The 13,078-nt window shown below is 53.7% G+C and carries 12 protein-coding genes; 1 reads left to right on the forward strand and 11 read right to left on the reverse strand.

What is annotated here, in order from left to right:
• The first annotated feature begins 121 nt into the window (after window positions 1–121).
• Entirely contained in the window at window positions 122–2,332 is a 2,211-nt protein-coding gene (gene fhuE, locus C3708_RS08550; protein ID WP_095284240.1) for a ferric-rhodotorulic acid/ferric-coprogen receptor FhuE, read from the forward strand.
• A gap of 245 nt (window positions 2,333–2,577) precedes the next feature.
• On the opposite strand, the gene ptsG is transcribed toward fhuE, so the two are convergent.
• From ptsG to C3708_RS08610, 11 genes are all read right to left on the reverse strand, one after another.
• A complete protein-coding gene (gene ptsG, locus C3708_RS08560; RefSeq protein WP_095281603.1) occupies window positions 2,578–4,011 on the reverse strand; it encodes a PTS glucose transporter subunit IIBC in 1,434 nt (477 codons plus the stop codon).
• A 298-nt stretch (window positions 4,012–4,309) separates the two neighbouring features.
• Entirely contained in the window at window positions 4,310–5,104 is a 795-nt protein-coding gene (locus C3708_RS08565; protein ID WP_103948646.1) for a metal-dependent hydrolase, read from the reverse strand.
• Between the two features lie 10 nt (window positions 5,105–5,114).
• Window positions 5,115–6,119 carry a DNA polymerase III subunit delta' gene (gene holB, locus C3708_RS08570; RefSeq protein WP_103948647.1) on the reverse strand — a complete coding sequence of 335 codons (1,005 nt, stop codon included), beginning with the start codon at window positions 6,117–6,119 and terminating at the stop codon, window positions 5,115–5,117.
• Window positions 6,116–6,757, reverse strand: a complete 642-nt coding sequence (gene tmk / locus C3708_RS08575) for a dTMP kinase (RefSeq protein WP_095281600.1) — start codon at window positions 6,755–6,757, stop codon at window positions 6,116–6,118. Before tmk ends, holB begins: the two co-directional genes overlap by 4 nt.
• The gene (gene yceG, locus C3708_RS08580) at window positions 6,747–7,769 is read right to left on the reverse strand and encodes a cell division protein YceG (protein ID WP_103948648.1); all 1,023 of its coding nucleotides are present in this window, start codon (window positions 7,767–7,769) and stop codon (window positions 6,747–6,749) included. The genes tmk and yceG overlap by 11 nt, the downstream gene beginning before the upstream one ends.
• A 2-nt stretch (window positions 7,770–7,771) precedes the next feature.
• Window positions 7,772–8,581: an aminodeoxychorismate lyase gene (gene pabC, locus C3708_RS08585; RefSeq protein WP_103948649.1), complete on the reverse strand. Its 810-nt coding sequence runs from the start codon at window positions 8,579–8,581 to the stop codon at window positions 7,772–7,774.
• 123 nt (window positions 8,582–8,704) lie between these two features.
• Window positions 8,705–9,946: a beta-ketoacyl-ACP synthase II gene (gene fabF / locus C3708_RS08590; RefSeq protein ID WP_095281597.1), complete on the reverse strand. Its 1,242-nt coding sequence runs from the start codon at window positions 9,944–9,946 to the stop codon at window positions 8,705–8,707.
• A 91-nt stretch (window positions 9,947–10,037) separates the two neighbouring features.
• The gene (acpP, locus tag C3708_RS08595) at window positions 10,038–10,274 is read right to left on the reverse strand and encodes an acyl carrier protein (RefSeq protein ID WP_003857954.1); all 237 of its coding nucleotides are present in this window, start codon (window positions 10,272–10,274) and stop codon (window positions 10,038–10,040) included.
• A gap of 154 nt (window positions 10,275–10,428) precedes the next feature.
• Window positions 10,429–11,163: a 3-oxoacyl-ACP reductase FabG gene (fabG, locus tag C3708_RS08600; RefSeq protein WP_095281596.1), complete on the reverse strand. Its 735-nt coding sequence runs from the start codon at window positions 11,161–11,163 to the stop codon at window positions 10,429–10,431.
• Window positions 11,164–11,175: 12 nt separating this feature from the next.
• A complete protein-coding gene (gene fabD / locus C3708_RS08605) occupies window positions 11,176–12,105 on the reverse strand; it encodes an ACP S-malonyltransferase (RefSeq protein WP_103948650.1) in 930 nt (309 codons plus the stop codon).
• Between the two features lie 13 nt (window positions 12,106–12,118).
• Window positions 12,119–13,072: a beta-ketoacyl-ACP synthase III gene (locus C3708_RS08610; RefSeq protein WP_103948003.1), complete on the reverse strand. Its 954-nt coding sequence runs from the start codon at window positions 13,070–13,072 to the stop codon at window positions 12,119–12,121.
• Window positions 13,073–13,078 lie beyond the last annotated feature (6 nt).

Genomic DNA, 13,078 nt, shown 5'->3' on the forward strand with positions numbered 1-13,078 from the left:
TAATTCAAATGCGTATATTTCGCATTTGCATTTTCATGCGCATTTTCAACATAGAAATGACCTCCGACCGTTATCGGGACTGGGGCAGATAATTTTCCATTCACTCAGAAAGGGTTTGATGATGTCTTTCATTAATCACACCAGGGATGGGCAACGTCAGCCTGCCGCAACACCAACGTTGCTGGCAGCCTGCATTGCTATGGCATTGATGCCGACCGCAAGTTTCGCTGAGACCAATCCAGAAGATACCGTTGTCGTTGACGGTGCAGATAACGCGCAAGATCAGAATAGCGCGCAGGATCAGGACTACAGCGTCAAAACCACCACCACCGGCACCAAGTTATTATTGGTTCCGCGCGATATTCCGCAGTCGGTCAGCGTGATCAGCCAGCAGCGTATGCAGGACCAGGAACTCAATACCATCGGCGCGGTGCTGGATAACACCGTCGGAGTGAGTGCCTCCCGCATCGATACCAGCCGTACCAACTTCTTTGCCCGTGGATTTTTTATCAGTAACTTCGCCTATGAAGATATGCCGACGTTCCTCGACAGCCGCTGGAACTTCGGTGATACCGCAGGTGACACTGCTATTTTCGATAAAATCGAAGTGGTACGCGGAGCCGCCGGGCTGATGAGCGGGACGGGCAACCCGTCTGCCTACGTCAATATGGTGCGTAAACATGCGGACAGCAAAGAATTTAAAGGTAACGTCTCCGCCACCTATGGCAGCTGGGATAAACAGCGTTATGTGATGGACTTGCAGGCACCTCTGACGGAATCCGGCAATGTTCGCGGCCGCGTGATCGCTGGTTATGAGGACCGGGATTCCTGGGTTGAGCGTAATCACTACCGCAAGAAATTCGTCTCCGGCATCCTTGATGCAGACATTACCGACTCCACTACCCTCTCTCTGGGATATGACTATCAGGAAAGCGAAGAAGACAGCCCAACGTGGGGCGGTTTCCCTTCTATGTTCAGCGATGGCAGCAAAACCGATTTCCGTCGCGGCTTTAACACCGCAGCCGACTGGACCTATTCCAACAACGACTCCACGAAGGTCTTTGCTAACCTGACCCAGCGCTTTGATAACGGCTGGGAAGCCAAAGTTAACGCAATGCACGCCGAAACCAACTTTGACAGCAAGCTGATGTACATCGATGGTTATCCGGATAAAACCACTGGTCTGTACGATGCATCCAGTTTCCAGGGTGCCTGGGGCGGCTGGAACAGAGGTGAGCGTAAACAAGATTCGGTGGATGCCTTCGTGCGCGGCGGGTATGAGCTGCTGGGGCGTCAGCATGAAGCGATGTTTGGCGGCAGCTACAGCCGTCAGCGCAATAACTATGACAACTCCTATCCGGTGAATGACAACTATGGCCTGATGGATGTCGGCAGTATTTATGACTACAACGGCAAGCTGGCCAATCCGACCTGGTCTGACTTCGCGCTGTACCAGCGTGACGTGATCCGTCAGAAATCAGTCTACGCTGCCACCCGCCTCTCTTTGGCCGATCCGCTGCACCTGATCCTTGGCGCGCGTTATACCGAATGGAGCGCCAAGTACAACCTGGAGCGTAAACCGGATGAAATCCGTAACGCGAAGTTCCATGAGGTCACGCCGTATGCGGGTCTGGTCTATGACATCGACGATACCTGGTCGGTGTACGGAAGCTATACCTCAATCTTCCAGCCCTCTGGCCAGCGTGATATCAACAGTAACTTTATCGATCCAACGACCGGTAAGAGCTATGAAGCCGGTGTGAAAGGTGATTGGTTCAATACGCGCCTTACTGCGACGGTTGCCGTTTTCCGTATCGAACAGGATAACGTCGCAGTGCCTACCGGGACACCTATCCCTGGTTCGGGTGGTCAGACCGCCTATAAATCCGTAGACGGTACCGTCAGCAAAGGTATCGAGTTCGAGCTGAACGGTGCGTTAACCGATAACTGGCAGCTGACCTTCGGCGGAAGTCGTTACATTGCCGACGATGAAGATGGCACGGCAGTCAACCCGAGTCAGCCACGTACTTCACTGAAGCTGTTTACCCGTTACCAGCTGCCAATGTTGCCTGAGCTGACCGTGGGCGGTGGCGCTCGCTGGCAGAACAAAACCTGGCAAGATATTGATAACGGCCCGAACGGCGTGAAGCAGATTACCCAGGACGGTTATACCGTGGTGGATCTCTTTACCCGCTACCAGGTCACCAAAAACTTCTCCGTGCAGGGCAACCTGAACAACGTGTTCGACGAGGAGTATTACGACTACCTGGGTTCCTACGGTGTGTATGGTGCGCCGCGTAACTTCTCTGTGAGCGGAAGCTACAGTTTCTAAGTATGCAGTGATGACAAAGGGAGCCGATTGGCTCCCTTTTTTGTGTGCTGTGCCAGGGGGAAATTGTCGGGTGGCGCTACGCTTACCCGACCTACGGTTGCATGGTACCCGGGAATTGTCGGGTGGCGCTGCGCTTACCCGACCTACAAATCGTAGGCCCGGTAAGCGTCAGCGCCACCGGGCTTGTGTTTGGGCACAATAAAAAAGGCAGCCATTCGGCTGCCTTAGTCTCCCCAGGTCACAACTTAGTTGCTGCGGATGTATTCATCCATTTCGGTTTTCAGGTTATCGGATTTAGTACCGAAAATTGCCTGAACACCCGAACCTGCAACAACTACGCCCGCTGCGCCCAGTTTTTTCAGACCCGGCTGATCAACTTTAGTCACGTCAGCAACACTCACACGCAGACGAGTGATACACGCGTCCAGGTTAGTGATGTTTTCTTTGCCGCCGAAAGCTGCAATCAGAGCAGGAGCCATTTCACTGGTAGAAGTCGCTTTCGCATCGTCAGTTGAATCTTCACGACCTGGAGTTTTCAGGTCCAGTGCTTTGATCAGCACGCGGAAGATGGTGTAGTACGCTACTGCGTAGCACGCACCAACGATTGGGAACAGCCACAGTTTGCTGCTGTTACCGGACAGAACGATGAAGTCGATCAGACCGTGCGAGAAGGACGTACCGTCACGCATACCCAGCAGGATACAGATAGGGAATGCAAGCCCTGCCAGAACCGCGTGGATTACGTACAGGATCGGCGCAACGAACATGAAGGAGAACTCGATCGGCTCGGTGATACCGGTCAGGAACGAGGTCAACGCTGCGGAGATCATGATACCGCCCACTTTTGCACGGTTCTCTGGTTTAGCAGAGTGCCAGATAGCAATTGCAGCAGCCGGCAGACCGTACATTTTGAACAGGAAGCCGCCAGACAGTTTGCCTGCAGTTGGGTCGCCTGCCATGTAACGTGGGATATCACCGTGGAATACCTGACCTGCCGCGTTGGTGTATTCACCAATCTGCATCTGGAAAGGAACGTTCCAGATGTGGTGCAGACCAAATGGCACCAGGCAGCGCTCAACGAAACCGTAGATACCGAACGCGACTACCGGGTTCTGGTATGCAGCCCACTGAGAGAAGGTCTGGATAGCCGTACCAATCGGAGGCCAGATGAAGGACAGCACAACGCCCATGAAGATCGCAGCCAGACCAGAGATGATCGGTACGAAGCGCTTGCCCGCGAAGAAGCCCAGATACTCAGGCAGCTTGATGCGATAGAAGCGGTTAAACATGTAGGCTGCAATAGCACCGGAGATGATACCGCCGAGAACACCGGTATCTGCCAGGTGTTTCGCTGCGATCTCTTCAGCAGGTAAATGCAGAACCAGTGGCGCAACCACAGCCATGGTTTTCACCATGATGCCGTAAGCAACAACTGCGGCCAGAGCAGATACACCGTCGTTATTGGTGAAGCCCAGAGCGACACCGATCGCGAAGATCAGCGGCATGTTAGCAAAAACAGAACCGCCTGCTTCGGCCATCACGTGTGAAACTACGGCTGGCAGCCAGCTGAAGTTTGCAGAACCGACGCCCAGCAGGATACCTGCGATAGGCAGTACGGATACTGGCAGCATCAGCGATTTACCGACCTTTTGCAGGTTAGCAAATGCATTCTTAAACATAATTGAGAGTGCTCCTGAGTATTTGTGCTTTTTTTTACGCTTTCACGCATGGGCACGGGCGGAGAACCGCGCCGTGGACAGGACATCTAAGCGTCCTTTATTTATTACACAGGGTAAAATAAATCCCTGTGACTTTGTTTGACGGCTATCACGTTTCAGCTTAAGACGTTCGGAAAACTTGCAGTAATTTACAAAAACCATTTCCAGATATGTCAAAAAACACCGTCACCGCCCTAAATAAGGCGGTGAACTTTACTCGCTTTGTTTATTAATTACGAGCCTAAAAAAAACAGGTGTTTCAAACAGATTGCAGGCGGGAGGGTGCGATGTGGAACAGATTGGCGAAGTTTGCCGTCGTGGCTTGCGCCAGTTCTTCGAGGCTGACACCCTTCAGGACGGCCATATACTCAGCCACATCTCGCGTCATGGCTGGCTGGTTTTCTTTGCCGCGATGCGGCACCGGTGCCAGATAAGGCGAGTCTGTCTCCACCAGAATCCGGTCGAGAGGCACGTAACGCGCAGCATCACGTAGTTGCTCAGCATTACGGAACGTCACGATCCCGGAAAACGAGATATAAAACCCTAAATCAAGCAGCTTTCCCGCCGTTTCTCTGTCTTCTGTGAAACAGTGTAGTACGCCACCGCAATCCGTCACCTTTTCTTCCTGCAGGATAGCCAGAGTATCGGCGCGCGCATCGCGAGTATGAACGATAACGGGCTTATTCAGCTCACGCCCGATACGAATGTGGTTACGGAAGGACTCCTGCTGGCGCGGTTTAGTTTCCGGCGTGTAAAAATAGTCCAGCCCGGTTTCGCCCATCGCGACCACGCCCTCTTCCGCCGCCATCCGGCGCAGATCCTCGACGTCGTACTCTTCATCCTGGTTGAGCGGATGCACGCCGCAGGAGAAGACCACGTTGTCACGCTCGCCCACCAGATCGCGCATTGAGCGATATCCGGGCAGCGTCGTGGCGACCGCCAGACAGAATTTCACATCGCGGGCGGCGGCTTTCGCCAGCACATCGTCCACGTCTTTATGCAGTGATTGATAATCCAGGCCATCGAGATGGCAGTGTGAGTCGACTAAAAACATAATGTCTCTCTCAGAGATGGGAAGCAGGCAGCAGCGTGCCTGGTTGCAGGTAATGTTCGATTTGCAGTAACAGGTCCGTGAGTAATAGCTCGCGATTCACGCCGGTTACGGTTAACAGTTGTTCACGACACAGGCTGACGTCGTGGAGAATCGCACGCAGGATGGCACCCGATAGATGATTCGCCAGCGTATTCACCAGCGGCCAGACATCGGCGTTACTGAGAAGCTGCGCGCTTTGTTGCAGCTTGAGCGCATCCAGTAACAGTGATGCCAGCCAGTGCAGGCGCGCGGGAGCCTGTTCGTGGTTTAGTGCACTCAGCAAACTCAGCCAGTCGCGACTTTCCAGCGCAGCGCTCAGGGCATCGCAAAGCTGTGTGCGTTGCGCCCAGGTCTCTTTTTGCAGCAGCTCTAGCGCCGCAGCGGGCGCCCCACTGCTTAAACGCAGAGCCGTCAGCGCTGCATCTTGTGACACCGTCACTTCTCGTTCAAGCCAGGTTAAGGCCCATGCTTCCTGCGGTGCAGCGAGGTGATGAAGACGACAACGACTGCGTAATGTGGCCAGTAATCGACCCGGTTCGCGACAGGACATAAAGAACCAGGTATTCACTGGCGGCTCTTCCAGGGTTTTAAGCAGCGCATTCGCCGCCGCCTCCGTCAGGAGCGCAGCGTCTTTTAACCAGACGACTTTCGCTCCGCCGAGACGCGCGTGCTCATACAGTTTTTCGCTGACTTCACGCACGGCATCAATACCGAGCGAGTTTTTGCCCTTTTCAGGTTCCAGCGTGTAGTAATCCGGGTGCGTACCCGCCTGCATCAGCTGACAGCCACGACATTTGCCGCAGCTTTTATTACCTTCCGGCTGCTGACACATCAGAAAACGGGTCATAGCATAAATCAGAGCATCGTCGCCCATGCCGGGTAATGCCTGAATCAGTAACGCATGATGCCCCCGACCGGCCTGATAGCTGCTAATCAGCTGATCAAAGTGCGGGCGCAGCCACGGATACCATTTCATGCCTGCTGCTCCTGTACCCATGCAATAACGGTTTCGCGAATAGAACGGGTGACGTCTTCCAGGGATTGCGTCGCATCGACGGTGCGAATTGAGCTGTCCTGCGCCGCCAGTTCAAGATACCGCGCGCGAGTACGGTTAAAGAAATCCAGAGACTCTTGTTCGATGCGATCCAGTTCACCACGGGCGCGGGCGCGCTTCAGGCCCACTGCGGGGGTGACATCCAGATACAACGTCAGGTCAGGGCGAAAATCGCCTAATACCGCATCACGCAGGGTCGCAAGCATGGTCTGATCGATACCGCGGCCGCCGCCCTGATAGGCTTGCGTAGAGAGATCATGGCGATCGCCGATCACCCAGCGCCCTTCTGCCAGCGCAGGTTTGATGACCGTTTCGACCAGCTGTACGCGTGCCGCGTAAAACATCAGCACTTCGGCTTTATCATTAATCACTTCGTCGCCGACAGATTTGATATCCAGCACCAGGCTTCTCAGCTTTTCGGCCAACTGAGTACCGCCCGGCTCGCGGGTAAAGACCATCTCCGCGATGCCCAGCTCTTTCAGTGTGTCGACCACCACGTTGCGTGCGGTGGTTTTCCCGGCGCCTTCCAGCCCCTCTATGACGATGTAATTACTGCGCATTTTTTTCCTTAAGTGCCTTCAGATAGTCCTGAACAGAGCGATTATGGCTGACAAGGTTGGTGTTAAAGGTGTGCCCCCCCTTTCCGTCAGCCACAAAATAGAGATACGGTGTATGTGCCGGATGCGCGGCAGCATCCAGTGATGCCTGGCTCGGCGTGGCGATTGGGCCTGGCGGCAAACCGCTAATCACGTAGGTATTATACGCCGTTGGCGTCTCGAGGTCCTTACGGCTTATCTTTCCGGCATAGCTCTCGCCCATGCCGTAAATCACCGTCGGGTCGGTTTGCAAACGCATACCGATACGCAGACGGTTAATGAATACTGATGCCACCTGATCGCGCTCGCTCGCCACGGCCGTCTCTTTTTCGACGATAGAGGCCATAGTCACAAACTGGTTTTGATCTTTGTACGGCAGACCTTCCGCGCGCCCTTCCCAGGCTTTTTCGACGGCGGTCACCATTTTTTTGTGCGCGCGCTTCAAAATCGCAACATCGGTCGTACCGGCGGTATACATCCAGGTATCGGGCCAGAACCAGCCTTCCACCCATTCTGGATGTTCAAGTTTGAGGACGTCTGCGACGGTCGCATAGCTGTCATCTTTGAGCGTGTGGCTGATGTACGGCGCATCGCGCAGCTGTTTCAGATAGTCGCTCAGGCGCATGCCTTCCACGAATCGCAGCGGGAACTGCGCCTCTTTGCCACTTTCCAGTAGCTCCAGCATGTCGCGCACCGTCATACCTGGTGTAAAGCGGTAGGTCCCGGCTTTGAAATGCGACAGCTCTGGCTCAAGGCGCAGCAGCCACTGGAAAACGCGCGGACGGTTAATAATTTTATCGCCATAAAGCTGCTCGCCCAGCGCTAAGCGCCCGGTGCCCGCTTTCAGCGTGAAGACGGTTTCTTCTTTAATCAGGATCTGACTGTTCGCCATCTGACGAACCTTCCAGACTCCTACGCCGCTGGCGAGACCCATCACGACGAGAAGGAGGAGGACAAAGCGCAACATTTTTTTCATGACTATTTTGTTTGCTCACACAGTGGGGCTAAAAACGAGTACAACTCACGCGATGACCATTGCAACTGACCGTAAGCACGAACCGGCACAACGGGCATTAATGCATTGCAGACAACGACCTCATCAGCTGTCAGCAATGACTCAACACCAGCGTGAACTTCGACAACGCGAAAACCAGAGTGTGCCAGGTGCTGCAAACAAAACTGCCGCATGATGCCATTGACACCGGCCTGGTCAATCTTTGGCGTGAAGACATCGCTACCCTGTCGCCACATTAAATTAGCCGCACAGCATTCCGTAATCAGCCCTTCGCTGTCAAGAACCAGCGCCTCATCGGCGTCTGACTGTTCAAGATGAGTGCGAATCAGAACCTGCTCAAGCCGGTTGAGATGTTTGATTCCTGCCAGGAGTGGGTTTCGCCCCAGATGAACCGGGCTGAGCGCCAGGCTGATGCCGTCGCGTCGCCACAGGTCATAATGTGCGGGATACGCTGAAACGGAGAGGATTCGAGTGGGGTTCAGGCAACTGGCACCGCTGTACCCGCGCCCGCCCGCGCCACGGCTAATAATGACTTTCAGCACGCCGCGAGAGTTGCCCTTCGCCATGTCGATCATTTCACGCTGAAGTTCAGCCCACTGTTTAAAGGGAATCAGCAACCTTTCACACGCCAGCTGTAAACGCTGGATATGCGCCTCGAGCAGGCAAACGTTGCCGTCAGCAATACGTGCTGTTGTGAAGCAGCCATCGCCAAACTGGGTCGCCCTGTCGTTGGCGGGCAGAGTATCCTGCTCATGGCCATTGATTAAGAACATAGAGACTCCTTTTGCGTGACTCACTAGTCTGGCAGGATGAATAATGCAGAACAAGGGAAGAAAACTGAATAAAAAAGGCCCGACAAGCGGACCTTTTTATTTAACGCTACCTGGCAGCGGGCCTTAGATCTTTTTAAAGATCAGAGAGCCGTTAGTGCCGCCGAAGCCGAAGGAGTTACACAGGGTGTACTCCAGACCGCTAACCTGACGCGCTTCGTGTGGAACGAAGTCCAGATCACAACCTTCATCCGGGTTATCCAGGTTGATGGTTGGCGGAACAGCCTGATCGCGCAGTGCAAGGATCGAGTAGATGGACTCTACTGCGCCTGCTGCACCCAGCAGGTGGCCAGTCATTGATTTGGTGGAGCTCACCATAATACGGCTTGCTGCATCACCAAATACGGATTTGACGGCCTGAGCTTCTGCTTTGTCGCCAGCCGGCGTCGAGGTGCCGTGGGCGTTAACATAGCCAATCTGACCTGGTTCGATACCCGCATCGCGGATCGCGTTAACCATTGCCAGTGCCGCACCCGCACCATCTTCCGGTGGAGACGTCATGTGGTAAGCGTCGCTGCTCATGCCGAAACCGATAATTTCTGCATAAATTTTAGCGCCACGCTTTTTCGCGTGTTCGTACTCTTCCAGTACGATCATGCCAGCACCATCGCCCAGAACAAAACCATCACGGTCTTTGTCCCACGGACGGCTTGCCGCCTGAGGATTCTCGTTGCGGGTAGACAGCGCGCGCGCTGCACCGAAACCACCCACGCCTAGCGGAGTACTCGCTTTTTCAGCACCACCGGCAACCATAGCATCTGCATCACCGTAAGCGATGATACGCGCAGCCTGACCGATGTTATGCACACCAGAGGTACAAGCCGTTGCGATAGAAATGCTTGGGCCACGCAGGCCGAACATGATGGTCAAATGACCTGCCACCATGTTAACAATCGTGGACGGAACGAAGAACGGGCTGATCTTACGCGGGCCACCATTCATCAAAGATGTGTGGTTTTCCTCGATCAGACCAAGACCACCAATCCCGGAGCCGATAGCGGCGCCAATGCGGGTTGCGTTCTCTTCCGTAATTACCAGGCCAGAATCCTGCATGGCCTGCCAGCCTGCAACAATTCCATATTGAATGAAGGCGTCCATCTTGCGCTGTTCTTTGCGCGAGATAATCTCTTCACAGTTAAAATCCTTTACTAAGCCAGCAAATTTCGTTGCATAGGCGCTAGTATCGAAATGGTCGATTAGGCTGATGCCGCTCTGACCGGCAAGGAGAGCTTTCCAGGTGGACTCTACGGTATTGCCGACAGGAGACAACATGCCAAGTCCGGTCACAACTACACGACGCTTAGACACGTTTGTCCTCCAGGGAGGGATAAAAAAAGGGATTCGTGGGACTAAAAAAGATAAAACTCAGGCGGTCGAATGACCGCCTGGAGATGTTCACTTACGCCTGGTGACCGTTGATGTAATCAATGGCAGCCTGAACGGTGGTGATTTTCTCAGCTTCTTCGTCCGGAATCTCAGTATCAAACTCTTCTTCCAGAGCCATTACCAGCTCAACGGTGTCAAGAGAATCTGCGCCCAGGTCTTCAACGAAGGATGCGGAGTTCACAACTTCTTCCTGCTTAACGCCCAGCTGCTCGCCGATAATTTTCTTAACGCGTTCTTCGATAGTGCTCATACTCTTAAATTTCCTATCAAAACTCGCTTTCGCGATGGTTTTCGTAGTGTATAAAATGTTGAAAAATTTGCAACTAAATCCCGGCAGGTCGTACCACGATTTTACGTTATTTTGAGGCCATTCACCCTAATAACGCAAATATTTTCGATCGTGGTTAAACCATGTACATCCCGCCGTTGACGTGGAGAGTCTCACCAGTGATGTAACTCGCTTCGTCAGAGGCTAAAAATGCAACCGCATTGGCGATTTCCTGAGCACCGCCGAGGCGGCCCGCAGGAACCTGCGCCAGAATACCCGCACGCTGATCGTCAGAAAGCGCACGCGTCATGTCCGTTTCAATAAAGCCCGGAGCAACAACGTTTACAGTAATTCCGCGTGACGCGATTTCACGCGCCAGCGACTTACTGAAACCAATCAGACCCGCTTTCGCCGCAGCGTAGTTGGCCTGACCAGCATTTCCCATGGTACCAACCACAGAACCGATAGTGATAATACGGCCATGACGCTTTTTCATCATAGCTCGCATTACCGCTTTTGACAGACGGAATACAGATGACAGATTGGTTTCGATGATATCGTCCCACTCGTCGTCCTTCATTCGCATCAGTAAGTTGTCGCGAGTGATTCCGGCATTATTGACCAGAATATCCACTTCGCCAAACTCTGCGCGAATATTTTCCAGAACAGATTCGATAGATGCAGCGTCGGTCACATTCAACATCAGACCTTTACCGTTTGCACCTAAATATTCGCTGATGGCCTGAGCGCCATTCTCGCTGGTCGCCGTACCAATGACTTTCGCGCCGCGCGCGACCAGTGTTTCAGCAATGGCGCGTCCGATACCGCGGCTTGCGCCCGTGACCAGCGCGATTTTTCCTTCAAAACTCATGGTAATCCTCTTTTATTGCGCGAGTGCCGCTGACAGGGCATCTGGCTCGTTAATAGCCGATGCAGTCAGGGTATCAACAATACGTTTAGTCAGACCGGTCAGAACTTTACCTGGGCCTGCTTCATACAGGTGCTCAACGCCCTGTGAGGCCATAAACTCAACGGTTTTGGTCCATTGCACTGGGCTGTAAAGCTGACGAACCAGCGCATCGCGAATCGCTTCTGGCGCTGTTTCGCATTTCACATCAACGTTGTTCACAACCGGAACTGTCGGTGCGTTAAAAGTAATTTTTTGCAGCTCGACAGCCAGTTTCTCAGCAGCCGGTTTCATCAGCGCACAGTGAGACGGAACGCTCACCGGCAGCGGCAGTGCGCGCTTCGCGCCCGCAGCTTTACAGGCAGCACCCGCACGCTCAACGGCTTCTTTGTTACCCGCGATCACAACCTGACCTGGCGAGTTAAAGTTTACCGGAGAAACCACCTGTCCTTCAGCAGATTCTTCACAGGCTTTAGCGATAGACGCATCATCCAGACCAATAATGGCGGACATGGCGCCAGTGCCTTCTGGCACGGCTTCCTGCATGAATTTACCACGCATTTCGACCAGACGTACCGCATCAGCGAAGGCGACAACGCCTGCACACACCAGCGCAGAGTATTCGCCCAGGCTGTGACCGGCTAACAATACCGGCGCTTTGCCACCCTGCTGCTGCCATACACGCCACAGCGCAACGGACGCAGTGAGCAGCGCTGGCTGCGTCTGCCAGGTTTTGTTCAGTTCTTCAGCAGGACCTTGCTGAGTCAACGTCCAGAGATCGTAACCCAGAGCATCAGAAGCTTCACGGAAAGTCTCTTCAATAATGGGGTATTGCGCTGCTAAATCAGACAACATCCCAACGGCCTGAGAACCCTGACCTGGGAACACGAATGCAAATTGCGTCATTTTTAATCCTTAATTAGAAACGAACCAGCGCGGAGCCCCAGGTGAAACCGCCACCAAAGGCTTCAAGCAAGACCAGTTGGCCTCGTTTAATTCGTCCATCGCGTACCGCTTCGTCAAACGCGCACGGTACCGACGCCGCAGAGGTATTGCCATGACGATCGAGCGTCACAACAACGTTATCCATGGACATGCCCAGCTTTTTCGCCGTGGCGCTGATAATGCGCAGGTTAGCCTGATGCGGTACCAGCCAGTCCAGAGCAGAGCGCTCCAGATTGTTCGCTTCCAGCGTTTCGTCGACAATATGGGCCAGCTCCGTTACCGCAACCTTGAACACTTCATTGCCTGCCATCGTCAGGTAAATGGAGTTATCCGGATTGACACGATCGGCATTCGGCAACGTCAGCAGTTCGCCATAACGTCCATCAGCATGTAAATGCGTCGAGATAATGCCCGGCTCTTCTGACTGACCTAACAGTACAGCGCCCGCACCATCACCAAAGATAATGATGGTTCCACGATCTTCCGGGTTGCAGGTACGCGCCAGCACGTCTGCACCGATAACCAGCGCGTATTTCACCGCGCCGGACTTCACGTATTGATCGGCAATGCTCAGTGCATAGGTAAAACCGGCACAGGCAGCAGCGACATCAAACGCCGGACAACCCTTGATGCCCAGCTTGTTCTGAATTTCACACGCTGCGCTTGGGAAAGCATTAGGTGCTGACGTGGTGGCAACCACGATCAGCCCGATCTCTTCTTTATCAATACCGGCCATTTCCAGCGCGCGGACGCCCGCTTCATAGCCCATAGTCGTAACAGATTCATCTGGACCGGCGATACGGCGTTCACGGATACCTGTGCGCGTGACAATCCACTCGTCAGACGTATCTACCATTTTTTCCAGATCGGCGTTGGTTCGCACTTGTTCAGGCAGAAAACTGCCGGTACCTAAAATCTTCGTATACATGTACGC

The sequence above is a fragment of the Lelliottia sp. 7254-16 genome (genome assembly GCF_002922995.1).
Lineage (GTDB): Bacteria > Pseudomonadota > Gammaproteobacteria > Enterobacterales > Enterobacteriaceae > Enterobacter > Enterobacter jeotgali.